27 protein-coding genes are annotated in these 25348 nt (G+C 48.1%); 1 reads left to right on the top strand and 26 read right to left on the bottom strand.

Annotation, left to right across the window (positions count from 1 at the left end; genetic code table 11):
- Positions 1-131: 131 nt before the first annotated feature.
- From D3795_RS00395 to D3795_RS00315, 17 genes are all read right to left on the bottom strand, one after another.
- Positions 132-455, bottom strand: coding sequence for a helix-turn-helix domain-containing protein (locus tag D3795_RS00395; protein WP_156265665.1), 324 nt, complete (start codon positions 453-455; stop codon positions 132-134).
- A 198-nt stretch (positions 456-653) separates the two neighbouring features.
- Complete coding sequence (gene galU, locus D3795_RS00390) at positions 654-1538, bottom strand: UTP--glucose-1-phosphate uridylyltransferase GalU (protein ID WP_156265664.1); 885 nt, start codon at positions 1536-1538, stop codon at positions 654-656.
- A 27-nt stretch (positions 1539-1565) separates the two neighbouring features.
- Positions 1566-3062: a peptide MFS transporter gene (locus D3795_RS00385; RefSeq protein WP_156265663.1), complete on the bottom strand. Its 1497-nt coding sequence runs from the start codon at positions 3060-3062 to the stop codon at positions 1566-1568.
- Positions 3063-3159: 97 nt separating this feature from the next.
- Positions 3160-3891, bottom strand: a complete 732-nt coding sequence (locus tag D3795_RS00380; protein WP_156265662.1) for an MlaA family lipoprotein — start codon at positions 3889-3891, stop codon at positions 3160-3162.
- Between the two features lie 151 nt (positions 3892-4042).
- A complete protein-coding gene (gene ccmI, locus D3795_RS00375; RefSeq protein WP_156265661.1) occupies positions 4043-5242 on the bottom strand; it encodes a c-type cytochrome biogenesis protein CcmI in 1200 nt (399 codons plus the stop codon).
- A complete protein-coding gene (locus D3795_RS00370; RefSeq protein WP_310942356.1) occupies positions 5239-5754 on the bottom strand; it encodes a cytochrome c-type biogenesis protein in 516 nt (171 codons plus the stop codon). The genes ccmI and D3795_RS00370 overlap by 4 nt, the downstream gene beginning before the upstream one ends.
- Entirely contained in the window at positions 5751-6326 is a 576-nt protein-coding gene (locus tag D3795_RS00365) for a DsbE family thiol:disulfide interchange protein (protein WP_156265660.1), read from the bottom strand. Before D3795_RS00365 ends, D3795_RS00370 begins: the two co-directional genes overlap by 4 nt.
- On the bottom strand, positions 6313-8286 hold the full coding sequence (locus D3795_RS00360) for a heme lyase CcmF/NrfE family subunit (RefSeq protein WP_156265659.1): 1974 nt from the start codon (positions 8284-8286) through the stop codon (positions 6313-6315). Before D3795_RS00360 ends, D3795_RS00365 begins: the two co-directional genes overlap by 14 nt.
- Positions 8283-8807 carry a cytochrome c maturation protein CcmE gene (ccmE, locus tag D3795_RS00355; RefSeq protein ID WP_156265658.1) on the bottom strand — a complete coding sequence of 175 codons (525 nt, stop codon included), beginning with the start codon at positions 8805-8807 and terminating at the stop codon, positions 8283-8285. Before ccmE ends, D3795_RS00360 begins: the two co-directional genes overlap by 4 nt.
- Positions 8791-9024 carry a heme exporter protein CcmD gene (gene ccmD, locus D3795_RS00350; RefSeq protein WP_126759284.1) on the bottom strand — a complete coding sequence of 78 codons (234 nt, stop codon included), beginning with the start codon at positions 9022-9024 and terminating at the stop codon, positions 8791-8793. Before ccmD ends, ccmE begins: the two co-directional genes overlap by 17 nt.
- Positions 9014-9766, bottom strand: coding sequence for a heme ABC transporter permease (locus D3795_RS00345; RefSeq protein ID WP_156265657.1), 753 nt, complete (start codon positions 9764-9766; stop codon positions 9014-9016). Before D3795_RS00345 ends, ccmD begins: the two co-directional genes overlap by 11 nt.
- Before the next feature lies 1 nt (position 9767).
- Positions 9768-10451 carry a heme exporter protein CcmB gene (ccmB, locus tag D3795_RS00340; RefSeq protein ID WP_156265656.1) on the bottom strand — a complete coding sequence of 228 codons (684 nt, stop codon included), beginning with the start codon at positions 10449-10451 and terminating at the stop codon, positions 9768-9770.
- Positions 10444-11088 (bottom strand): cytochrome c biogenesis heme-transporting ATPase CcmA, encoded by a 645-nt coding sequence (gene ccmA / locus D3795_RS00335; RefSeq protein WP_156265655.1) that lies wholly within the window; start codon positions 11086-11088, stop codon positions 10444-10446. Before ccmA ends, ccmB begins: the two co-directional genes overlap by 8 nt.
- 80 nt (positions 11089-11168) lie before the next feature.
- Positions 11169-13097 carry a type IV pilus modification PilV family protein gene (locus D3795_RS00330; protein WP_156265654.1) on the bottom strand — a complete coding sequence of 643 codons (1929 nt, stop codon included), beginning with the start codon at positions 13095-13097 and terminating at the stop codon, positions 11169-11171.
- Positions 13087-14184, bottom strand: a complete 1098-nt coding sequence (locus D3795_RS00325; RefSeq protein ID WP_156265653.1) for a pilus assembly PilX N-terminal domain-containing protein — start codon at positions 14182-14184, stop codon at positions 13087-13089. Before D3795_RS00325 ends, D3795_RS00330 begins: the two co-directional genes overlap by 11 nt.
- On the bottom strand, positions 14174-14785 hold the full coding sequence (locus D3795_RS00320) for a prepilin-type N-terminal cleavage/methylation domain-containing protein (RefSeq protein WP_156265652.1): 612 nt from the start codon (positions 14783-14785) through the stop codon (positions 14174-14176). The genes D3795_RS00325 and D3795_RS00320 overlap by 11 nt, the downstream gene beginning before the upstream one ends.
- Positions 14779-15306, bottom strand: coding sequence for a GspH/FimT family protein (locus D3795_RS00315; RefSeq protein WP_126759291.1), 528 nt, complete (start codon positions 15304-15306; stop codon positions 14779-14781). Before D3795_RS00315 ends, D3795_RS00320 begins: the two co-directional genes overlap by 7 nt.
- 68 nt (positions 15307-15374) lie before the next feature.
- On the opposite strand from D3795_RS00315, the gene D3795_RS00310 reads away from it, so the two are divergent.
- Complete coding sequence (locus D3795_RS00310) at positions 15375-15758, top strand: type IV pilin protein (protein WP_126759292.1); 384 nt, start codon at positions 15375-15377, stop codon at positions 15756-15758.
- 156 nt (positions 15759-15914) lie between these two features.
- On the opposite strand, the gene ispH is transcribed toward D3795_RS00310, so the two are convergent.
- The 9 genes from ispH to murJ all read right to left on the bottom strand — a co-directional run bounded on the left by ispH (position 15915) and on the right by murJ (position 25347).
- Positions 15915-16856 (bottom strand): 4-hydroxy-3-methylbut-2-enyl diphosphate reductase, encoded by a 942-nt coding sequence (ispH, locus tag D3795_RS00305; RefSeq protein WP_126759293.1) that lies wholly within the window; start codon positions 16854-16856, stop codon positions 15915-15917.
- A gap of 89 nt (positions 16857-16945) precedes the next feature.
- A complete protein-coding gene (gene fkpB, locus D3795_RS00300) occupies positions 16946-17386 on the bottom strand; it encodes an FKBP-type peptidyl-prolyl cis-trans isomerase (RefSeq protein WP_126759294.1) in 441 nt (146 codons plus the stop codon).
- Positions 17383-17892, bottom strand: a complete 510-nt coding sequence (lspA, locus tag D3795_RS00295; protein ID WP_241967955.1) for a signal peptidase II — start codon at positions 17890-17892, stop codon at positions 17383-17385. The genes fkpB and lspA overlap by 4 nt, the downstream gene beginning before the upstream one ends.
- Positions 17885-20737 carry an isoleucine--tRNA ligase gene (gene ileS, locus D3795_RS00290; protein WP_156265651.1) on the bottom strand — a complete coding sequence of 951 codons (2853 nt, stop codon included), beginning with the start codon at positions 20735-20737 and terminating at the stop codon, positions 17885-17887. Before ileS ends, lspA begins: the two co-directional genes overlap by 8 nt.
- A 110-nt stretch (positions 20738-20847) precedes the next feature.
- Positions 20848-21780, bottom strand: a complete 933-nt coding sequence (ribF, locus tag D3795_RS00285; RefSeq protein ID WP_156265650.1) for a bifunctional riboflavin kinase/FAD synthetase — start codon at positions 21778-21780, stop codon at positions 20848-20850.
- Positions 21781-21861: 81 nt separating this feature from the next.
- Positions 21862-22209: a hypothetical protein gene (locus D3795_RS00280; protein ID WP_156265649.1), complete on the bottom strand. Its 348-nt coding sequence runs from the start codon at positions 22207-22209 to the stop codon at positions 21862-21864.
- The gene (locus D3795_RS00275) at positions 22193-22447 is read right to left on the bottom strand and encodes a type II toxin-antitoxin system prevent-host-death family antitoxin (RefSeq protein WP_216648959.1); all 255 of its coding nucleotides are present in this window, start codon (positions 22445-22447) and stop codon (positions 22193-22195) included. The genes D3795_RS00280 and D3795_RS00275 overlap by 17 nt, the downstream gene beginning before the upstream one ends.
- A 168-nt stretch (positions 22448-22615) precedes the next feature.
- Positions 22616-23704 (bottom strand): alpha/beta fold hydrolase, encoded by a 1089-nt coding sequence (locus D3795_RS00270; protein ID WP_156265648.1) that lies wholly within the window; start codon positions 23702-23704, stop codon positions 22616-22618.
- Positions 23705-23805: 101 nt separating this feature from the next.
- The gene (gene murJ, locus D3795_RS00265) at positions 23806-25347 is read right to left on the bottom strand and encodes a murein biosynthesis integral membrane protein MurJ (protein WP_156265647.1); all 1542 of its coding nucleotides are present in this window, start codon (positions 25345-25347) and stop codon (positions 23806-23808) included.
- Between the last annotated feature and the right edge of the window lies 1 nt (position 25348).

The following is a 25348-nucleotide window of genomic DNA, read 5'->3' as shown; positions in this document are numbered from 1 at the left end:
TTCAGTGTTCAGTTGCAGCAGAAAAGTTACAAATCAGCCCCCTCTTTTTGTAACTTTTCTGCTGCAACTGAACGGTTTTATTTTCGATAGATATACACACCCACCACTCTTCTATTTTTTGAGCCTAAAACTCACTGGTATGGCGCCATAATGGCATCGACTCGGCGTTGACGTTCATCTCGAGCGCGTTTGGCCGGCGGTTCGGCAAGTAAACTATCAATAAGTGCGATAAAGTGCTCCGCGAGGTCGAGCTCTGTAAGTGCGGCGATTAAGAACTCGCTTCGAATATTTCTGCCGCTTTCCATGCGCGAGATAGACGCGCGGCTACATAGAATCCTCTCGGATAGAGACTCTTGACTCATTTGGTATTCGCGTTCAATACGCAGTAACTTGGAAAGCTTTCTAGTGAGCTCATTCTGTAGCTCGTCTCGATCATGTCCTGATTTGCGTTCCATTGCAGATTCTCCGTTTTAACAACAACGAAGAGTTTAGCGCGCAAATTAGGCTTTGAACCGCGTTGACGTAATAAACACTACGGTTAATCGATAATGTCAGACAAAGAATGTCTCGGATGTGGATGTTTCTAGATAGTGAGTAGCGCCTTCAAATCGATGCCAATACGGCGCCAACGTGATGGGCTACTCATCATAACGCTACTTCAGGTCTTTCAGCCAGGCTTTGAAGTCGGGGCCGAGGGCTGGATGGCGCATGGCGTGTTCAACAAAAGCTTGCGCGTACCCAAGCTTGTTGCCGCAGTCATGGCTCTTGCCTTTCATGTAATACGCATTAACCGGCTGCTGCTCGAGTAGCATTGCCATAGCATCAGTTAACTGAATTTCATTGCCAGCGCCCGGCTGTGTTTTCTCCAGTAGCGCCCACAATGCGGCTGGGAATACATAGCGACCAACCACCGCTAAATCAGATGGCGCTTCAGCTACTGGCGGCTTTTCCACTAGACGTTTAATGGAAGCCTGCTCGCCCGGCGCTAATTCCACGCCGTTAATATCAGCAACACCATATTGATTAACCAACTCAGCTGGTACTTTCTCGACCATGACTTGTGCGGCGCCAGAAGCGTTAAAGTTAGCAACCATTTCCGCTAAGTTATCGCGACTCAAGTCGCTGCTCGCCGAATCAACGAGTACATCTGGCAACACCACTGCAAATGGCTGGTCTTCGATTAATGGACGCGCACATAGCACGGCGTGGCCAAGACCTTTTGCAACGTCTTGGCGCACCGCCATTACGGTAACTCCAGGCGGGCAAATTGCCCGCACTTCGGCTAAAAGTTGATCTTTTGCCCGCTTCTCCAGCATATCTTCTAGTTCATAGTTTGCGTCGAAGTGGTTTTCGATAGCGTTTTTGCTTGAGTGAGTCACCAAAATAATATCGGTTAACCCAGCAGCAGCGCACTCTTCGACAATATACTGAATCAACGGCCGGTCAACCAACGGCAGCATTTCCTTCGGAATTGCTTTGGTTGCTGGCAGCATCCGCGTCCCCAGACCTGCCACCGGAATCACAACTTTTTTTACCATGTTCAACAAATCCTATTGTTTAATATCTTATTGCTTTTCAGCTTTAGTGCCTAAGCCTTCATGCTCGGCAACGGCATCAAGCTCTTGATCTACACCTTCAGCAACCGTAGTTGGTGCTGCGCGCTCAGCGCCGTGCATCCAGTTCACCAACATGCCTGAGATGAGCCACAAAATAACAGCAAATACGAGCAAGCCCACAGCAACACCACCGAACACCACTAGTAAGCCTGAGTACTGTGCCTCAAGACCAATTGCCTTCGCTAAGTTAATTGAAAACTCGTACTTATCGGCTTCTTCACTGAATGCGCCGACCATACCGGCCAAATAACTTGCGATTGCAGGCATCAAGAACCAAATACCCATCACTAATGAAGCTAGGCGTAATGGAGCAAGTTTGGTCATCAGTGACAAACCAACTGGTGAAATACAAAGCTCACCTAGGGTGTGGAACATGTAAGCAAGTACCAGCCACATCATATTAGCTTTGCCAGTCACTTGAATTTCGAACAAGCCAAGAATCAAGAACACGAAACCAATGGAGGTTAGAATCAAACCAACAAATACTTTTATTGGTGCATCTGGGCTTTTATCTTTTTTGTGCAACCACATCCACAAAAACGAGAATACTGGAGCAAACAGCAGAATAAATAGCGGGTTCAACGACTGGAAATAACCTGCAGGTACTTCGGTTTCGCCAATCATTCGATCAGTAAATCGGTCAGCATAAATGTTCATTAAACCACCGGCTTGCTCGAACGCTAACCAGAACACAGTGACGAACACAAACAGGAATAAAATAACGCGAAGACGATCATGCTCAACTTTTGACAATGGCTTCTTCACGCCACCAGCAGCGTCACGGTCACGTTTTGCACCAGGAATCTTACCAATATCGCCCAAGAAACGTTGGAAGAATAAACCTTGGGTAATTACCGCTAGCGTCATACCAACACCAGCCGCGAAGTAACCCCAGCGCCAACCATAATCCGCGCTCTCGCCTAATGTAGAGGTGACTAATGGTGCAATGAATGCACCTAAGTTAATACCCATGTAGAAGATAGAGAAAGCACTATCACGACGTGCATCACCTTGTTGATAAAGGTCACCAACAATCGTCGAAATGTTTGGTTTAAATAGGCCGTTACCAGCAATCAAAATACCTAAACCAACGTAGAACAGTTCAATACTGTGTGGAGTGGCCGCAAACAGCGTGAACTGTGCTGCTGCCATTAAGATACCACCCAACAAGATTGAACGACGCTGACCTAAATAGTTATCAGCTAACCATCCACCAATTAACGGCGTGAAATAGACAAGACCGGTATACATACCATACAGAGACAATGCATCTGCATCGCTCATACCGAATCCTGGGTTTGCCGCTTCAGTAGCTGCAACTAACGTAAGTACTAACAATGCGCGCATGCCGTAGTAAGAGAAACGCTCCCACATTTCGGCAGTAAAAAGCACATACAGGCCCTTCGGGTGACCCCAAAGTTCAGACTTCGCAGGCGCCTGGCTCATAAAATATTCCTCAGTAAATGTAATTATAGTTATTCAAGTTATAACAGTGACGGGCTTTTATAACGCAGAAGCCTTGCATGGTGCAAGGCTTCGAGGCTTAAAACTGGTCGTAAAAGTCTTCGTCCAGTTCCTCTTCTTCGGGCGGGGCTGGCGGATTACCATCATAAACTTTGTCTTGCCAGCGCTGAAAATAAGACTCTTTCACGAATGAATATGGGTCTAACGATTCTTCCAACATCGGTTCTAAATCCATGAGCTTTATGCGCGCCTCTAAACCTTTAATCATCCAACGCGCCACACTAGTCGGCCCACTTAAGTTGTCCAACGGAAAGTACATACCGTCGACGACATCACCACCGCGATCAACTACCACGGTTGGTCCTAGTCCAGGCAACATCAAATATGGCCCGTCAGCAACGCCATAAGAAGCCAAGACTTCACCGAAACCTTCTTCACGACGCTCAATACCCATCTCAGTGGCAACATCAAAGATACCAAGCACACCAACAGTGCTATTTATTGTGAAACGCCAGAAACTCACACCAGCATCCACAACTTTACCCTGCAGGGCATTGTTGACCAGCGATGACACTTCATCGAGGTTCTCAACCGCATTCGATAACCCTTTACGCACTGGCTTTGGCACATGACTATAGGCCTTCGCTGCTGGACGAATCACGGCATCATCAAGTTCTTCGTTAAATTCCCACACATCACGGTTAACCTGCTCGAACGGATCTCGTTCGTCCGCCCAAGCATCTTCCTGTGGGGCACTCGCGCAACCGCTTGCCAATAAGGCAACTGCAGCAATTGCTAAAAGTCTGTTCATAAAAACTCCCTTAAAAGCCAAATGCGTTACTCGTTATTCGTTATTCGAAAAACACGAGATAACGCACAGAACATTGCGCAAATATGCACATAATTTCACCAGCGAACTTAACTCACGAATAACCAATAACCAATAACGAATAACGCTTTTATCACTTGATCACTAACCGCACTGCGGCGGTGGCTGGTTCGATAATGAGTGGCACCGCATCCAAATCACCCTCAGCCGCATCAATTTGCTCATCAGCCGATATACGTGCCATGACCTGCCATTGGTTCAGTTGGCTCATGCGATAATCCGGTAACATCGCATTGGCATCCGAAAGCGTGACCGTCACTGGGAACTCGGTCACTGGCTGACGTACGACGGCTGCAGGCATGCCCGGACCTTCTGCGGCGCGCACATAGACAAATAATGTTGCGCCCTCAGGCACTTCAGCAAGCCGTTCTTCAGTTACATCAACCGTAACGGTCAATTCGAGTTCGGTTGCCGCTAAGCGTTGCTTAGCGTCCGCAACAGCTGCTGCAACAGGCTGATAACGCTCATCCGACTCTGGAATTTGCTGTAATAACAATTCCCAAGCCGTAATAGCTTGCTCCCAATCACCGCGCTGAAACGCGACAAACCCCAATAACGAAAGACCTTCTTGGTTACTCGGCTCTTGCTCAAGCACACGGCGCAGCATAGTTGCTGCCTCTGGCATCATCGCTTCATCACCAGTTTGCAACAATAATTGAGCATAACTAAGTAAGGTACCGACACGGTTTGGCTCAATACTTAATGACTTTTTATACGCTTCAATGGCTTGCTCAAGCTGGCCAAGCGCTGTCATTGAACGCGCGTAAACCAACCACGCCACCGCATCATCCGGTTCCCGTGCTAAACGTTGACGTAAACCAAGTGCAAATGTTTCTAACTCTTCGCGGGTTGTTTGCGCGCTGTCGTTAGTCAGCACTTTTTTACCCAGCTCAGGCAGTGCCTGTATCGCTTCATCAGCTTGTCGCTGCAACGACCAGCTACCAAACAAGCTATAAAGCACAACAGTCAACACCACCAACAACACTGCCGGCAGCCAAATATTGCGACCAACTTGCTGATCATGCAACTGCTCTAACTCAGAATTTTCAGTAACAAAACGTTTATCTAACTCTGCGTTTGCTCGTGTAAATGCATTTTCCGTAAGCAAACCGTCTTCGCGCTCCTGCACTAACTCTAACTTGCGTTGTTCATACAGTTCGCGGTTGACATCTAAGCGCGTACGTTGCTGGTCACGTTGGCGCCTGCCAGTTAGCAATAGAAATAAGCCACCAGCCAGCGCTACGGCTAAAATCAACGCAATGTGTACAATCATGATGATTTATCCTGTTCTGAATGGCTTTGGTCTGCGTTATCCAGATCTGAGCTACGCAGTGCAGCTAATTGCGCTTGTTCTTCGTCGCTCAACTCAACTTCAGCATTATTACGGGCTCGTACGCGCATTAAAATGACAGCAGCGCCAACCAATATCACCAAAACTGGCCCCAACCATAACACGACGGTACTTAACTTCACCGGTGGTCGGTAATAAGCAAAATCACCATACCGCGCAACCATGTAATCAACCACTTCTTGTTTTGATGCGCCTTGCTGCACCATCAAGTACGTGCGGTCACGTAAATCTTTGGCTAACGGCGCATCAGAATCACCAATGGTTTGATTCTGGCATTTAGGGCAACGTAATTCGTCAATGAGCTCACGAAATAGCGCTTCTTTCTGCGGGTCATCAAATTTGTACGTTTCAAGATTAACGGCATAGACGACACTTAACGAACTAAGCGCAATGGTTAACGTAACCATCAACATGGTGATGAAATTCTTGATCATGGTGCCGTTCCCTCAGTCTGATACGCTTGCATCAGTTGCTGATATTGCGGCCCTAAAACGGTGTTCCACACCCGATCATTCACATCACCAACATGACGATATACCACTTCACCATCCGCATTAATTAGGAACGTTTCCGGTGCGCCATAAACACCAAAATCAAGTGCAACCATGCCTCGCTCATCAAATAAATTAACCTGATACGGGTCACCTAAGGTGTTCAACCAGTTAACCGCCTTCGCACGCGAATCATCTTTATAGTTCAAGCCAACAATATAGACGCCTTCGGCAGCTAACTTATTCAAGTACTCATGCTCGGCACGACAAGTTGGACACCATGTCGCCCACACATTCAACAACATCGGGCGCCCTTGTAATACCGCCTCAGTGTGTATCTTGCTGGTGTCATAAATATCTGGCAATTCAAATTGCGGCACCGGTTTGCCCACCAATGCGGAGCTAAGTTCGGTCGGGTCTGAAAATAAACCACGCAATAAAAAAATGGTTAACCACAGAAATGCCAATAACGGCAGAGCTAAGATTACCCAACGTAATTTGCTACGCTGTGCCATAGTTACCTCGCTGTTTTCGCTGTGAACGATAGCGTTTGTCACTCATGGCTAATGCACCACCTAAAGCCATGATCACGGCGCCAAGCCAAATCCAGCGCACAAACGGTTTGATATAAATGCGTACGGCCCACGCATCAGAATTTTCGTCATCTTGAAGTGGCTCACCCAATGCAACGTACACATCACGCAAAAAGCCAGAATCTAAACCAACTTCCGTCATGCTCATGCGTTGCACGGTATAGAATCGTTTCTCAGACACCAAGTCAGCGATTTTCTGCTCGTCTTTGAACACGCTAAATTCAGCATGATCAGTCAGGTAGTTAGGGCCTTGCTGCTCACTCAGCAAATCGAACTGAATACGATACTGTTCAACCTGCACTGACTCTCCCGGAGCTAGACGCACATCGCGCTCAATTTCGTATTGGCTAACCGCTGCAATACCAACCAAAGTCACCGCAAAACCTAGGTGACCAAGTACCATACCCCAATGACTACGCCCTAACTTCGTCAAGCTAGCTAACCCTTGACCACGCTGTTGAATGCGTTGCTTCAACTCAGCAACCAACGTCATCACAATCCACAACGCCATCACTAAGCCTAATACGGTCATGGCTAGAATCTGATCCGCAAATACGTACGGCAGGGCAAAACCAAGCAACACAGCGAGTACGAGTGCGAGGAATAAATCGGTTGCCAACGGCTTTAACTCTTGACGGCGCCAGCGCAATAACGGCCCCAAACCCATTAGCAATACAAACGGTACAATTAACCAAGTAAACATTTGATTAAAGAACGGCACCCCAATCGAAATGGAGCCTAAACCGAGCTCTTTGTGCACCAACGGCAACAATGTACCAAGCAACACAACAAGCGTTGCCGCCATTAATAAAATATTATTACCCAGCAACATCACTTCGCGTGATACCGCTTCATATTTCGTTTGGCTATTCACCGCGCCGGCGCGCAAGGCAAACAGCAACAGCGAGCCGCCAATAACAACCGCTAATAAGCCGAGAATAAATAATCCACGTGCCGGATCGGTTGCGAATGCGTGCACCGAAACAATCACGCCAGAACGTACCAAGAAGGTACCGAGTAAGCTCAAGCTGAATGCAGAAATGGCTAACAACACGGTCCACGATTTAAACGCACCACGTTTTTCCGTAACAGCTAAGGAGTGAATCAATGCGGTACCAACCAACCACGGCATAAAACTCGCATTTTCAACCGGGTCCCAGAACCACCAGCCGCCCCAGCCTAATTCGTAGTATGCCCACCAGCTACCAAGTGCAATACCTAGTGTTAAGAAGCACCATGCAGCAGTCGCCCAAGGCCGTGACCAGCGCGCCCATGACGCATCAAGCTTACCGCTTACAAGCGCTGCGATAGCAAAAGCGAAAGCAACCGAAAAACCAACGTAGCCCATGTATAACAATGGCGGGTGGAAGATCATGCCAGGGTCTTGCAGCAGCGGATTTAAATCACGCCCATCCACGGGAATTAACGGTAGCGCACGATCAAACGGATTCGATACGCTGAGCATGAACAAGTAGAAGCCGATACTAATAAGTCCTAGCACTGCCAGTACACGCGCCATCATGGTTAATGGCATGCGTCGTGAAAACATCGCGACAGCGGCAATCCAACCCGCCTGCATCAACATCCACAGCAAGAATGAGCCTTCATGTGAGCCCCACACGGCCGTAATTCGATACACCAGTGGCAACGCCGTATTGGAGTTGTGTGCAACGTAAGAAATACTAAAGTCGTTTACGATGAAACCATAGGTAAGCGCTGCGTAAGCTAGGGCCGTAAATAAAAACTGCCCATAGGCAAGTGGCCGCGCCAACAACATTGCGCCACTATGGCCTCGCCAGGCGCCCCACAATGGATAAATAGCGAGTAAAACGGAGAACGCTAGCGCAAGCGCCAGCGTTAATTGTCCAAATTCAGCAATCATTGGTTATTTCCAGAGCTGTCTTGTGGGTCAGAATCTTCTGCTTTTGAGCCGGTGTAATCAGGCTGATTCGGGTTGACGTGTTTGATGCCCTTCATGGCCTCCGCCAACTCTGGAGGCATATATTCTTCGTCGTGTTTCGCTAATACTTCGGTGGCTTTAAGCACCGTTGGCTCAACCAACACACCCTGCGCCACAATACCCTGCCCCTCGCGGAACAAGTCCGGCAAAATACCAGTGTAAAGTACCGTCACTTCAGGGCCGGTATCGGTAACCTGGAAACTGACTTCAAGCGTTTTCGGATCGCGCTTTACCGAGCCTTCAACAACCATACCGCCAACACGAATACGCTGCCCTACTTCTGGGCGAACTTTATCCGTGCCCTTACCCTCAATCATTTCTGAAGGGGTATAAAACAAATCGATGTTCTGCGTTAACGCATACAATATCAGGCTGATTGCGGCAGCAACACCAACCACCAAAGACAAAACCCAAGCGAGGCGTTTTTTACGACGTGGAATCATTGGTCACCATACTCCTATGACGCTCTTGCTGTTTACGACGCGCGATACGTTGCTGTTGTTGCTGCTTCTTGACAGCCATTTGCGCTAATTTTTTGCGCGTCAGCAAGCCGTGCACCACTAATATTGCGATAGCTAAAATTGATACCCCGAAAGCAAGCCATACATAAAAACCATAGCCGCCCATCCAAATCACTTCTTGCCAACTATCAAACGCCATGGTTGGCCTCCACACCTAACTTTTCCATAGCCCATGGGCGGTGAAGCTCTTGCTTTAATATTTCATTACGCAACCGTTGCGTAATAAGCGCAGCGGTTAAGAATAAAAACCCAGCGATACTAATCAACAACGGTATCAGCATTTCAGGTGGCATCGACGGTTTCTCAAATTTCGTAATGGTGGCACCTTGGTGCAATGAATTCCACCAATACACCGAGAAGTGAATAATCGGGACGTTAATTACGCCAACTAAAGCCAAGATTGCCGCCGCTTTAGCACCAGTGCGTGCGTCATTAAACGCATAGTAGAGCGCCAGCACACCAATGTATAAAAACAACAAAATAAGTTGTGATGTTAAACGCGCATCCCATTCCCACCAAGTGCCCCACATTGGTTTGCCCCATACGGCACCAGTGAACAAAGCAACAAACGTGAGCGTCGCACCCACTGGCGCAATGGCAGCAATGGCCCATTCGGCCGTACGAATTTGCCAAACCAACGCTATTAATGCGGCAATTGCCATACCGGTGTAAGCGCCCATTGAGAACATGGCACTCGGTACATGAATAAAAATAATACGGTAACTATCGCCTTGCTGATAATCAGGTGGCGCATAGAACAAGCCCCAAACTAATCCAATAGTGACGAAAATTAGTGCAAAACCGCTTAGCCACGGCTGCCATAAGCCTAATAATCGATAGGTTGCTTCGCCTTTTGCGTACGGATGTAACCATTTCCACATATTAATTTATGCTCACTCGAATTGCTGCTGCGACGGCCAAAGGCGCCAAGGTTAACGTCAATAACATCAGTCCGGCTAATAATAACACTTGCCCATAAGCAGATGTACCTACCAGCGTACTCTCAACCGCTGCCGCTGCAAATATCAACAAAGGGATAAACAGTGGCAACAATAACAAACTTAACAACGCCCCACCGCGCCCTAAACTCACGGTTAATGCGGCACCAACGGCGGTCATCGCACTCAACATTGGGGTACCCACTAAGAGAGTGAGCATCAACGTGCCCCACGCCTCAAACGGTAGTTTAAGTAATAATGCACAAAGCGGTGCGAGGATCACCAGCGGCAATCCACTTAACAACCAATGCACAATTATTTTCCCGAGCGCTAAGAATGGCAGTGGTGCCGGTGACAATACCAATTGTTCCAAGTTGCCATCTAAAAAGTCATCTCTAAATAAACGCTCAGAGCCGAGTAACGATGATAGTAACGCAGCTACCCAAATAACTCCGGTCGCAATCCGTCCAAGAACATCGGGGCCGGGCCCTACCGCCAAAGGGAATAGCGTGACCACGATAATCACAAACAACAATGGATTGATAACATCGCTACGTCGCCGCAGTGCCACGGCTAAATCGCGTCGCATAATTGCCGACAGTAATTGCCATGAGCTCGCCTTATTCATACACGAGCTCCTCATCGTTATGTTCGATGCGAATTTTTTGCAATCGTTCACCCGGCCATGTCAGTGGCTGATGTGAGGTCAGCAATAGTGAGCCGCCATATTCAAGGTGCTGTTGAAAGCGTTGGTGCAGCAATTCAATTCCGTTGGTGTCTAGCGCGGTAAAAGGCTCATCAAGAATCCATAGCTTGGCTTGGCTATACCAGAGCCGAGCAAGCGCAATACGTCGTTGTTGGCCAGCCGAGAGTTGTTGTGCAGGAATATCTTCTAAGCCCAATAAACCGACTGTTTCGAGCAACTGCCAGGCATCGACATCAGTGGCGCCATCAAGTTGGGTTTGAAAATGAAGGTTTTCTAACGCGGTGAGTTCGGATTTTACAGCCGGTTTGTGCCCAATGAATAGGGTTTGACGTTGCCAAAGTTCAGGGTCTCGATGTTGTGGCTCTCCAAATAACCACACTTCGCCTTCTATTGGCTGTAATAATCCGGCGATGATTCGAAGTAAGGTGGACTTGCCCGCGCCGTTCGGCCCCTCAACATGAAGAATTTCACCGGCGCCAAGTTGCAGCGAGAGAGCTGAGAATAACGTGCGTCCTGCACGCACCGACGTGAGTTGTTTAGCTTCGATAACAACAGACATTGGAGTTGAGGCAACCTATCGGGTCAACAAAAGTGACCCGATAGTACCACAGGTTTAGTAGGCCATATAAGCCTTACCCATCAATTTTCGTCCATTCGTACATTGTGAACTTCGTTCGAACTCAAGTTAAGAATCGTAATGGTTGAAGGTGTGAAGGTAAATCCTGCTTTGCTGAAACTCAACACAGTCGAGGTTCCAGCTGGAATACCGTTACATGCATAGGCTCCAGTATCGGCGTCGCCTTGTTTCGAGAAAGTACAAGTCACACCGGTTCCCTCTACCGTGACACCGCGGTAATGCGAGTTTTTACAGGCCGCACCGGTATATTGTAAACAATAAATTTCACCTGTAACCGAATACAGTGGCACAACTCCGGAGCTATCCGTAACCGTGACGTTCACACTGCTGCTTTGCTGCGTTGCCTCTAACGGATGCACTGGCAAACTGCCGAGAACGCTGGCATTGCCCATATTTGCATTCATAGTTACTGTCGCTAAACCACCGTCGCGCGCACTAACACGACCCCGACTGTATGTTCCGTAATAATTCTGAGTAGGATCAACAATTGTTTGAATCGGCTCATTGGTGACATCGGCTACAGGAGCATTTGTCGTTTCCCATAGCCCTAACAATGTGAGGTTCACCTCATAAAACGGTACTTTAGATATCCAGTCTGCCTCGTTGTTTAAAATTGCGGCACGCACCGCTTCTAAATGGGCATCAGTCATATCATCAAGGTAAACACCACGACCAATCAACTGATGAGAACCCGGTGTCACGGTAATATCACGACCAGTTGGTTGACTCGGTAATGCGTTACCTAATACCAAAGCTTTTACAACATCGCGAACATATTGCGTGTAAGTCGCTGCGCCATTTGGATCAATCAAATAGCCCGCCGACGTTACCGTTGCTGCATGAAATTGCCAGTCAGGATACATTGCGTACCAGCCATCAATACGGCGCATACGACAAGATTCTTCATAGACGTTGTTTGCACCTTGGTTCGCTTCAACTAAGTTGCCGCTGGCATCGCGATAGAAGTGTCGATGATTGCCGTTTTGTTTACGCACTGTGTCATGCTTAAACACCGTTTGCTCGGCAACCATCGTATTGTTGTCATGATGATCTCGACAACACTGATTACACAACGATGGCTGATCACTAACCGCTGGGTTAATGACCCCAGTCATTTTCTTGGTATCAGCGCCACCATTAGGATCAAGCACAAGTCGACCATCTTTTAACATCAGGCGATGCGGCGTAGTTGCCGTATCTTCAAAACCGGTGAACATGCACGAGCAGTTGAGCGTAATAAAATCTTCAACGCGTTGTGTTTGTGTGGCTTCATCGTAAGTTACCGTATCGAATCGAACGGTCAGTCGGTCGCCACGTTGCATCACCGTTGGTGTGGGGCGCGTCGTTTCCTTCACTTGGTATTGCGTTGCAGAGTCATCTTCGGTCAACTTAACCGCAATAACCTCCGGGGCCGCACCAGGATTGTAGGTCACACTCGGTTCGTTTCGTGGTGGTGGTGTCGTTACCGCCAGCCCACCATCACGCATGGCAATACGGCCAATCCATGCTTCCATAGTCAGCGTGAGGTTATCACCACCGCGCGTTTGCCAATCTACTGATATATCAACCGATTTCGCATCTGGATTTGGTGGGAGTGGGTCTGGCAGATTCGCATCGCCAGTTGTTACCCACGCTCCATTAAAATATTGCGGCGCGACGGTCCAAGCTACCGCATAATTTTTATCGTCTAGCATGACGGTATCGGTGCCTGAAGCAATGTCGGTATAAATTTGAAAACGCAATTCCTCAAGACGTTGCTGCGCAATTTTCAGTGCGGTGGCATGTTCTGCCGCTCGCACCGAGCTTTGCATGAACGTACGTTGTAAGCTAACGAGTCCCGTAACGCCAATGGCAATAATTACTAATGCCACTAACACCTCAACAAAGGTAAATCCGCGCCCACGCGTTAAATAAGTTCGATTAGAAATCACGCCAGCTTCCCCCTACCCGTAACACGCGCTTAAATGCGTCATTACTTACCAAATTCGTTAATACTTCTTCGTGATAGCGTACTTTTAAGGTGCCATTGGATAACGTGGGATCATAATTTGCCATTACCGCCCCATTGATGGTGGCACCACCATTTAATTTTAATTCGTAGTTCGTTAAGTTACCTGGCGTCCGGAATGCGAAAACCATGCCATTGACAACAGTACTACCGTTAATCGACAAGCTTCCATCCTGAATAACTAACGCAACCGGATTGGCTAAAGAACCGATATCAACGGTTGGCGCACAGTTACCAATTACCCAGATTAAGCCTGTCGACGCTGGCCCAATGGAATCACAGCCGTTCACAATAACATTCGCTGAATCGCGTAATTCTTGCCACTTCGATTCCGGTACACCGAACAAATATTCAAGCAGATCAGGCGGAAAATTCGGGTCATTATCTAGAATATCAACGCCATGGTCGCCACGTTCACTGAACGGGCGTGACGAACACGCACCTTCGCTAAACTCCTGCTGACCACAGGTGGTTCCGCTGCCATTCACATCAACATCACCCTCGGTCCAAATTGACAGTGGTACCCCATCGCCGCCGCCATTCGGATTCGCAACCACTTCGAAGTTACCGGATACATTCATACTGCCTTTAATGGCAACCGGCGTGTCTGGCGCCGAGCGAATCATCGGCAACACCGCCACTTGCTGACGTAAGGTGCGCGTGGCTCGGGTATCTGCAGACGTCGCCGTTAATACCACGTCGACAATATCAACATCGCCACGAATGGTATCGTCAAAGCGCGTACTGGAAAGCGTTGCGTTGTATTGAGCACCGCCAATCACGCCATCGATCGTTCTATTTAGATTCGATTTTTCAGCGTTCACTTCCATCACAATTTGCTCAATAGCCGCATCTGCCACCATCGTTGCTTCCTGCATGCTGGCGTGGTTGCGCGTTATTCGCTGCTCCTGCACCTTAAATCGCGCAGTATAGAGGGTCACCAAAATGATGATAGAAAGGAGTAAGACTGTGATTGTAATTGTGGCAAAGCCCGATTGTTTAAAACGCATTGCGCAGCACCACCTCTGTTGCAAACTCTCGTGATACTTGGGCATCACTTGGTAGTGATACCACCATCAACACTTCAACAACTTGTTCATTGACATCGTCTAGCATGCGCTCGGTGAGAATAAACTCCAGCACATCGACTTGAATTAAATCAGGGCTGGTTAAACCTTCCCAACCATCTTGATCACACGTTGCTGCGGCTTGTCGGCGTTGCACTTGGCCATTGCGCAGACGATAGCCAAATTGTTCAACTGCACCGTCATGCACCGCATCATTATCGGCGTCATATTCGAAAAGCAAACAACTTGCCGCCACTTCACTTGGATGCTGTGACACGGTGACTTTATTATTGAAGGCCGTCACCGCATTATCGGGGTCCACAACCAATAAATGAGCGTTACCGCGATATCCGGCGCGACGTAAATCGCCCATCAGCAAATCCATCACTGCCGTAGATTCTTCTTGGAGTTGGCTCAACTGTAAACTGCGCGAATTGGTGCCAAGTGTTGCAGAAAACACCGACGTTAACGCCGCCATCAGAATTAAGCCAAGCGTAATGGTGATCATTAATTCAACAAGCGATAAACCGCGCTGCTTTAACATGCTGGATAACTCCCCACACCACCAACTTGGCAATAACGCAAGCGGCCAAGTGTACTGACCACCACACGCACTTCTCGCTCTACAGCGTTACTGCTGTCACGCAGTTGATAACTAACCGTACCGGCGTTCCCTTCAGCCAAACCACGTAACGCATCAAATCGGGTATGGTCACCAGCAGAGAATGCAGCAGACGCCATGGTTACGCCAGAATACTCGGTACCATTAATTTGCCGTAACACGCCGTTAATTGAACAATCTTCGGTAAGGCAATCACAGTCACTCGATACGGCAACCGCAGCACACCAATCACCGTTTTCATCATCCCAGACCACAAAACGGTTCTCGCCGCTACTTAACGCATCAGAGCGAGCGTATTGCAGCAATGCGTAGGTATCTTGCGCAGCGCCCTGTAGGCGCATAGTTCGCGCCATTTCGATTGTCGCAGGCACACCCCATCCCAGCACAATGCTGAGAATTAACAACGTGATGATAAGCTCTAGTAAAGTGAATCCTTGACGCATTGCGTTTGTTCCAAAATTGTCGTACTAATGAACACATGCACTAAGCATAGTATAAACAGGTGGAATAAATGCAAGTTGAAAAAAAGTTATCCGGCATGACCCTGATTGAATTGATGATTGTCGTAGCAATTATCGGCATCATTGCAGCCATTGCATATCCGAACTTTACTGACTACGTCAAACAGAGCCGCAGAGCAGACGCCATGGGCGAATTGATGAAATTACAGATGGCCCAAGAAGAGTATCGATTACGCAATACCAGCTATGCCACAATAGCTGATCTTGGCTTTACATCGTCAAGCGAATTTTACACTTTTAGTGTGTCGAACCTTGGCGCCGAGACCTATACATTAACGGCTACAGCGAAAGGTGCGCAGGTTTCTGATACAGAATGTGCCACAATGAGCATTAATCAGAACGACCAAAAAACCCCCACCACCTGTTGGCAGTAAAACCGTTATTGGTTATTCGTTATTAGTTATTCGTTATTCGAAAAAGCAAAACACGAAGCACTAAAAACTGAAAATCTCCGTTGTACATATAACCTATGCACACGGAGATTTTTTGATATTTAACGAATAACAAATAACGAATAACGAACAACGGTTTTACAGTTCAACGACGCGGAGTTCTGGGGGGATAGAAAAAGTGATATTTTCTTCGCGCCCGCTGCGCTCTTGAACCGTCTCTCCACCCCACGATTGCAGCTTTTTCACCACATCACGAACCAGAACTTCCGGCGCTGACGCCCCCGCAGTCACACCGACATTTTCTTTGCCATCGAGCCACGCTTGATCAATGCAAGAAGCATCATCAATCAAGTACGCAGGCGTACCCATTTTTTCAGCTAATTCACGTAAGCGATTTGAATTCGAGCTATTACGCGCGCCAACAACCAGCAGCACATCCACTTCAGCAGCGAGCTCGCGTACGGCGTCTTGACGGTTTTGCGTGGCATAACAGATATCATCTTTGCGCGGCCCCTGCACTTCTGGGAATTTGTCACGCAACGCATCAATCACGTCAGCCGTATCATCAACCGACAACGTGGTTTGGCTCATGTAGTGCAATTGTTTCGGATCTTTCACCTCAAGTTTTGCGACATCGTCAACCGATTCCACCAGGTAGATTCCACCTTTCGGGTTATTGTACTGCCCCATGGTGCCTTCTACTTCCGGGTGCCCCGCATGACCAATCAGCACACACTCATGCCCCTTGCGACTTGCACGCGTCACTTCCATATGCACCTTGGTCACCAGCGGGCAGGTTGCGTCAAATACTCGCAAACCACGGTCTTTTGCCTCTTGGCGAACCGCTTGCGACACCCCGTGCGCAGAAAAAATCACAATGCTATCGTCAGGCACTTCATGCAGCTCATCAACAAACACAGCACCGCGCGCGCGCAACGAATCCACCACGTATTTGTTATGTACTACTTCATGGCGCACATAAATAGGTGGTTCAAAAATTTCTAATGCGCGCTCGACTATAGTAATCGCTCGGTCAACACCGGCACAAAAACCACGCGGATTCGCCAAAACAATATTCATAAAAACTCCAACTTCGTTGTTCGTTGTTCGTTATTAGTTATTCGTGTTGTCCTTTTCGAATAACGAGTAACGACTAACGAGTAACGTTTTTAAGGATTTACCTCAATAATTTCGACGGCAAATCGCACCCGCTGGCCAGCCAACGGATGATTAAAATCAATCGTCACAAACTGATCATTAATTGCCCGCACAATACCGGGTAACTCCGTGCCATCAGGCTGTGGAAACGTAAAAATTTGGCCAACTTCAGGGCGATCTGCACCGAACTTGGTGGTATCTACCTGATAATAGTTATCTTTATTCGGCATACCAAAAGCGTCTTCTGGTGCCAGTTCAAACTCGCGGGCATCGCCAGCTTTTAAACCAACCAAACACGACTCAAAGTTCTCCGTTAAGGAGCCATCGCCCATACGGAACTTTGCTGGTTTACCTGACATTTTAGTACTGTCAGCAACCGAATCATCGGTTAACTTGATGGTGAAATGCAAAATCACTTCGCGACCGTGCTCGATCGGGAGACGACTGATCATGACTGTGGCTCCTGGCGTTGTTCAAAAAACGCCTCTAATAGCATAAGAACTGCACCGATAGTTATAGCCATATCGGCAACATTAAATGCCGGCCAGTGCCACTCATTCACATATACATCAATAAAATCAATAACGTAACCATATATTATACGGTCGATAACATTACCAATCGCACCCGCCAGAATCAGCGCAAAGGCAAGATTTTGACGCCACATATTGGCCGGGTTACGGCGCAGCCAAATTAGCAGAACCACACTAACGGCTATCGCTAAAAACGTGAATAACCAGCGCTGCCAGCCGCCTTGATCGCTCAAGAAGCTGAAGGCGGCGCCCATGTTACGCACGTAGGTCAAATTTAAATAGGGCATCACCTCAATGCTTTCGTATAAATCGAAAACACGAATCACCCATTGCTTGGTAAATTGATCCAGAACAATAAGCAGCAAGGTTAACCACAAAAAGCGCAACCCACTGGCGCGCTTTTGTAAATCAGTTGGCTTAAGCAAAATGGCGCTCCTCTCCGGCTCCATCAACGTTTGTTACACAGCGTTGGCATAGCGTCGGGTGGCTCGCAATGGTGCCAACCTCTGCACGGTGATGCCAACAGCGCTCGCATTTTTCGTAGGCCGATTTCGCTACTTTTACCCAAACGCCGTCAAGTTCTGTTGCAACAGCCCCTGCAGGTGCCGTCTCAACCGTTTCAACGGCAACAGCAGACGTAATAAAGGCAAAACGCAACTCGTCCTCAAGACTAGATAGTTGTGCGGCAATGTCGGCCACCGCATAAACAGTCACTTCGGCTTGTAAGCTGCCGCCAATTACATCATCACGGCGCGCTTGCTCAAGCGTACGATTCACTTCATCACGTACCTCAAGCACCGTTTGCCACAAGGCGTTATCGGCTGGACTCACGCTAATTTGCGCCGCTTCGCGATACCAACTCTCGGTAAACACATAACGCGAACGCGCTTCACCATTGGCGAGCTGCTTCGGCAATGCATCCCAGATTTCTTGTGCGGTAAAACTACAAATAGGCGCCAACCAGCGTACCAACATTTCAGCAATGTGATACAACGCAGTCTGACATGAACGACGCGCGACACTGTCACGTTTTGCCGTGTACTGACGGTCTTTAATCACGTCTAAGTAGAAGCTACCTAACTCAATTGAGCAGAAGTGCATAATTTTTTGCACCACGCCGTGGAATTGGTAGCCGTCTAACGCTTTTAGAATCTCTTCTTGTAAACTAACAGCACGCGCAACAATCCACTTATCAATCGCAACCATATCGTCGGCAGCAACAGCGTGTTTGCTTGGCTCAAACTCGTTAATGTTCGCTAACAAGAAACGTGAGGTATTACGAATACGACGGTAGCTATCAGCGGAACGCTTCAAGATTTCATCAGAAACCGTCATTTCGCCCGAATAATCCGTTGCCGCAACCCACAAACGTAAGATATCACCGCCTAACTTGTTCATTACCTCAAGCGGCGCAATGACGTTGCCGATTGATTTCGACATTTTGCGGCCTTGCCCATCAACCGTGAAACCATGCGTTAGCACTTGCTTATATGGTGCTTGTTGATACATCGCCACACCAGTCAACAAAGATGATTGGAACCAACCACGGTGTTGGTCAGAACCTTCAAGATACAAATCTGCTGGCCACTGCAAGCCTGGCGTTTTATTCAAAACGGCTTCGTGTGTCACACCTGAATCGAACCACACGTCTAAGGTGTCAGTCACTTTACGGTAATCAACGGCTTCATCGCCTAATAACTCTTCTGGTTCTAAATCGAACCACGCCTGAATGCCATCTTTTTCAACACGTTTTGCGACTTCTTCCATCAGTTCCAGCGTGCGTGGATGCAATTCGTCCGTGTCACGACGCACAAACACGGCAATCGGGTTACCCCACGTGCGTTGACGTGAAATACACCAGTCAGGACGACCATCAACCATGCTTTCGATGCGGCTTTGCCCCCACTCTGGCACCCAACGCACTTGTTTAATTTGCTCTAATGCTTTGGCGCGCAAACCTTGCTTATCCATACTGATAAACCACTGCGGAGTGGCACGGAAAATAATTGGCGTTTTGTGGCGCCAGCAATGTGGGTACGAGTGGTTATACGCTTCGTGATGGATCAATCGCCCAGCTTCTTGCAGCGCATCAACAATATTCGGGTTCGCCTTCATCACGTGCTGACCAGCAAACATCGGCGTATCGTCTTTATACACACCGTTATCGCCAACTGGGTTATACACTTCAATGCCGTAACGCTGACCAACAATAAAGTCATCGACACCGTGGCCTGGTGCCGTGTGCACACAGCCCGTACCAGAATCAGTGGTTACGTGCTCACCAAGAATAAGTGGCACCTGAACATCCGCAAATAACGGATGATTCACTTTCACATTTTCAAGCGCTTCACCTTTTGCGAAGCCAAGCTTGTGATAAGCATCAATACCCCAGCGTTCCATGGCTGATTTCACTAATTCATCAGCAAGTACCAAACGCATGGCAGGGCGCTCATCCGTCGCCTCAACCTGAACCAACGTATAATCAAGGCTCGGATGCAACGAAATGGCACGGTTTGCTGGAATAGTCCACGGCGTGGTGGTCCAAATCACAACCATCACCTCGCCTTCGCCAGTATGACCTGCTGGGTGATCAAACTTACCCACCAACTCACTTTCGTTCACTGGCGTAAAGCCAACATCGATAGCTGGTGAACGCTTATCTTGATACTCAACTTCCGCTTCAGCTAGAGCAGAACCACAATCGGTACACCAATGCACCGGCTTAAAGCCTTGTTGCATGTGACCATTGGCAATGATTTTTGCAAGCGCGCGAATACTGTCAGCTTCTTGTTTCGGGTTCATGGTCAAATAAGGGTTATCCCAATCACCAAACACACCCAAACGTTTAAAGTCTTCACGCTGACCGTCTACCTGAGTGAGTGCATACTCACGGCATTTTTGACGGAACTCAGCCACACTGAGTTTCTTACCTGGCTTGCCATGTTTCTTCTCAACTTGCAGCTCAATTGGCAAGCCATGACAATCCCAACCAGGCACATAAGGCGCATCAAAATCGCTCAGCGTTTTCGCTTTCACAATCATGTCTTTCAAAATCTTATTCACTGCGTGACCAATGTGAATATCACCGTTCGCATAAGGAGGGCCATCATGCAAAATAAACACCGGCTGACCCGCCTTCGCTTGGCGAATAAGGCCGTACACGTCATCTGTGTACCACTGTTGCAACATCTGCGGCTCACGCTGCGCCAAATTACCGCGCATCGGAAACTCAGTTTCCGGCAGATTCAGTGTGTGTTTGTAGTCGGTCATTATTTCGGTTCCTTTTTCGGGGGTGTTATCTGCCCCATAACTTATTTCAATTTTTGAATTTAAAAAGCGTTATTCGTTATTCGTCGTTCATGTTTGGTTTTAACGATTAACTAATAACCAATAACGAGTAACGCCTTTGCCTTTTCAGCGTCGGCGGCGATTTGTTGCTGCAGCTGCGCAAAATCAGCAAACTTCTGCTCCGCGCGAATAAAGTGCGTTGGCACCACCCGCAACTGCTGCCCATATAAATCGCCCGCAAAATCGAACAAATGCACCTCTAGCTGCACTCGCTCACCATTCAATGTTGGCCGTCTGCCAATATTAGCAACGCCTGCATGCATTTTGCCATCATTGCATTGTACCTGCACAGCAAATACGCCCTGAAGCGGCGAATGCAACCGTTTTAACTGAATATTTGCGGTTGGAAAACCGATAGTACGGCCTTTTTTCTCACCATGCACCACGCGCCCTTGAAATGCATACGGCCGACCAAGCATAGCTGCTGCTTGGGTAAAATCGCCATCACTTAAGCACTGACGTATCGCAGTACTGCTAACACGTTGCTGTTGTTGACGGTAACTCTGCGTATCAACCACCTCGAAGCCCAGCTCTGCGCCAGCGCGTTGCAACATCGCGAAATCACCTTCGCGACCGTGGCCGAAACGAAAATCATCGCCGACCACCAAAAATTGCACACCGAGCATCTCAACCAGCACTCGCTCGATAAACTCGCGCGCCGGCAAATTAGAAAATTTGCGATTAAACTCAATGACAATATGGCGGTCGATACCCTGCTCGCGCAGCGCCATGTGCTTTTCACGAAAATTCGTTAATCGCGCCGGTGCTTTATCAGGCTGAAACAGCTCTTGCGGTTGCGGCTCAAAGGTCATCACCGTCGCTGGAACACTACGAGCAAGTGCCTGTGCTTTTACTTGCGCCAACACCGCTTGATGGCCCAAATGAACACCATCAAAGTTGCCAATAGTAAGGACACACCCACGGTGCTTAGGTCGAATATTATGGATTCCGCGAATTAACTGCATCAGTGCGTAGCAAGCCTGTCGTTATTTCAGGTGATTAACAAAGCGGCGATTATAGCAGGCTCGCCAAACGCTAACCAGACACTAAGGGCTCATTAATACCAGCTGAAAAAGCTGATCACGCAAATCTTGTCTTGTTCGCACAAATAACAGGGCCGATATATGCGAATCATCTCCCTCGGCAAGCCGATAAATAATCCGAACCTGCGTCTTTGTATCAATAAATTCGTAATATTGTCCAAAACCTACTTCTGCACTTTCTGAACATCGAGCGCATCGTTGGGGAAACATCAAAACTTTTTGTTCAAATTGGTCAAGTACGCTATCAACGAATTGTTGTGCTAATCGATACCCCACTTTTTTTATAAGAAACCTTACTTGGTTACGAGCTTGGGATTTGAAATGGCTCGTATAATCAATTGAGATCGTCATCTGCGCCGAGCTCCTCTGCCAATCCTTTGAAGAGCTCTTCTCGGCTCACAACACGACCAGCCCGAACATCCTTTTCAGCCAGTGCAATCATTTTCAACATCGCCATCTGCTCTTGCATGGCTTCGTATTGGGCAGGGTCTTGCACCACATACAGCGGTTCACCGTTCTGGGTCACCAAAACCGGTTCATTCACATCCATGGTGGCAATTTCTTTCTTAAACCCTGACACAGTGGTCACGCGCGGTCGTTTCACGGTATAAATGGCTATTACTCCTTGTTGGTGATTTCAGGAGTAAGATTAGACGAGAATGGCGGTAAAGCCCAAATAAAGACCAAATATAGACCTGCGCGAAAAGCGTTATTGGTTATTGGTTATTCGTTATTCGAAAAAGCGCGAGCGAGAGAGCTATTGGTTGAGGAGCCACTCTAAAGCATGTTGGATGATTTGTGGTTGTTGTAATGGAACCATGTGGTCGCTTCCAGTTAGAGGAATATATTGGCCATTAGACACTGCAGCCTGATTGACACTCCAAGTACTCCCTTCCTGCTGCCATTTTTGCAACGCAGCTAATAGCTCAGCATCATCAGCCGCAGCGGCGATATCCTGCTGCTCAAAATCGCTGTCAATCACACTGACGGGTATTGCGGTTATCATGGGCAACGTCGCGTAGCCGTCTAAATCAGCAATATATGCAGCAATTTCAAGAGCTCTGGCTTGCTGATGCGAAATCAACAAACGTTGTTGCATGATTTGCTCCAAGTAACGCCAGTCGACGGCGGTACCATATTCACCAGCCCATTGTCTGATCTGTTGATATTCCGCATCGAGTTTGTCTTTGGTTCGTTCGGTCCAATTGCCAGCAGCCAAATGCGGCAATAACGTCGCTAAATTATCTCGATACCAGTTAGCTGGATAGCCCTGATACAAGCTCAATGAATGCGCCAATGGAATATCCGGATCAATATACAGCATGGCTTGAATATCAAACTGCTCGCCATGCAGCTCATAGAACCAACGTGCACTAATACTCGCGCTAGCAAAGGCCACCACAGTCAAATTAGGCTCATCCAGCTGCTGCATCACTAATGCCAAATCGTCAGCAAAACGACGGTAAGACAAATCATCACTACTACTGCTGAACGCATTACCAAGGCGATCAACACTGTACACCCGATATTGCTCTGCCAATAGCGGTTGGAGCGCAGCAAACCAAGCGCTATCACTGTGGTAATTGTAATTAGGCCCTGCTAGCAAAATCACTGCTGGACCGGGATTATTGAGCCCCATCGCACGAACATGAAATTGTCCTGCGGAAGTTTCGACCAAACGCGAATGCTCTGGTAACTCAGATTGCTCAGCCATTACAAAGGAATGAGGAATCTCTTGGCTGCTTTCATCAATTACCGACGCCTTAGTCTCACTATCCGGTACCTGACAACTAAGCAGCCCAAGCACCAACATAAATGCCACAAATATATTTATGATCCGCCCCATGCCAGCCCCCTCTCCCTCAACCCAAGCCTTAACAACAAGTACCGTTTTTGCTTTTACGAACAACCAATAACCAATAACGAATAACGATTAACGATTAACGATTAACGAACTTTCACGCGAAGAAGGAGGAGGGACAGCAAATACGTTCCCGCCCCAGCGCCAATTAGCAACGCCAACTGGCACGCTCGATCAACAAATTCAGCCGCAAGCCACCACGATCGAGCAGGTACAAGATAGAACACCACCGCAACCATCGCGGCCACAGATAGCGCTACTTTGGTGAGATAAGTTAGTGTCCCGGGATAACGTTTGAGCACACCGTCGCGCCACAGGTTATAGCCCAACAAACCGGCGTTAACAGCGGCAGAAAGAGACGTTGCAATGGCTAAACCGACATAACCATAAGGAATCGCGAAAATGATATTGAACACCATGTTTGAAATCATGGCGATAATGCCGTACTTCACGGGTCGCTTGGTATCTTGGCGTGAATAGAATCCAGTCGCCAATACCTTCACCAACATGAAACTCAGTAAGCCCGAGCCATACGCAAACAAACTATAAGAGGCCAAGCGCGCATCTTCAGGCGTGAATTCACCGCGCATGAACAACACCATCAGCATCGGCTCCGCAAGCACAATCAAACCGCACATGGCTGGTAATCCAAGCAATACAACCGTACGAATACCCCAATCCAACGTACGGCTGAACTCTTCGGCTGACTTGTCCACATGACGTGAGCTTAACGCTGGCAAAATAACGGTCGCAATCGCAATGCCAAATAATCCCAACGGAAATTCCAATAACCGGTCGGAGTAATATAACCAGCTAATTGAACCACTCATTAAAAACGATGCAATAAACGTATCCAATAGTAGGTTAATCTGACTAACCGACACCCCAAATAAGGCAGGAATCATTAACGTGCGGATTTTAGTGACGCCAGGGTCTCGCCATCCCCATCGCGGACGAACCAATAACCCTGCCCGCTTCAAAAACGGAATTTGAAATAAGAACTGTACGGCACCACCAACAAACACACCCCATGCTAGCGCATATTCGGGTTGATCAAGTTGCGGCCCAAGCCATATCGCGAAAACAATAATCGCAATATTCAAAAATACCGGCGTAAACGCCGCCACCGCGAACTTACCAATCGTATTTAAAATCGCGCCGGCTAAGGCGGTAAAGGTAATAAACCACAAATACGGAAACGTAATACGCAGCAAGTCGGCCGCCAAAACAAACTTATGCCCTTGCGGACCATCGTGATACCAATCAAGAAACCAACCCGTACCAAACATCGCCGCCACCACCGGCGAGGCAACCACTCCCACCAGTGTCACAACCGTCACCAACGTACCCAACGTACCCGCCACCCGAGCAATCAACAAACGCTGCTCATCCAGCGTCTTACCTTGCTTATACTCAGTCAGTACCGGCACAAACGCCTGCGCAAACGCCCCTTCCGCAAACAATCGACGCAGAAAGTTCGGTATCTTGTTCGCAAAGAAGAACACATCGGCCGCCGCCCCAGCCCCCATCAAGTTCGCAATCACCACATCGCGCACAAGCCCAAGCACACGCGAGATGAGTGTCATGAAGCTGACAATGATGCCGGATTTAGTTAAGGACTTTGACAAG

Source organism: Pseudidiomarina andamanensis (assembly GCF_009734345.1).
GTDB classification, from domain to species: Bacteria; Pseudomonadota; Gammaproteobacteria; order Enterobacterales; family Alteromonadaceae; genus Pseudidiomarina; species Pseudidiomarina andamanensis.
This window is presented reverse-complemented; position numbering and strand designations above follow the sequence as displayed.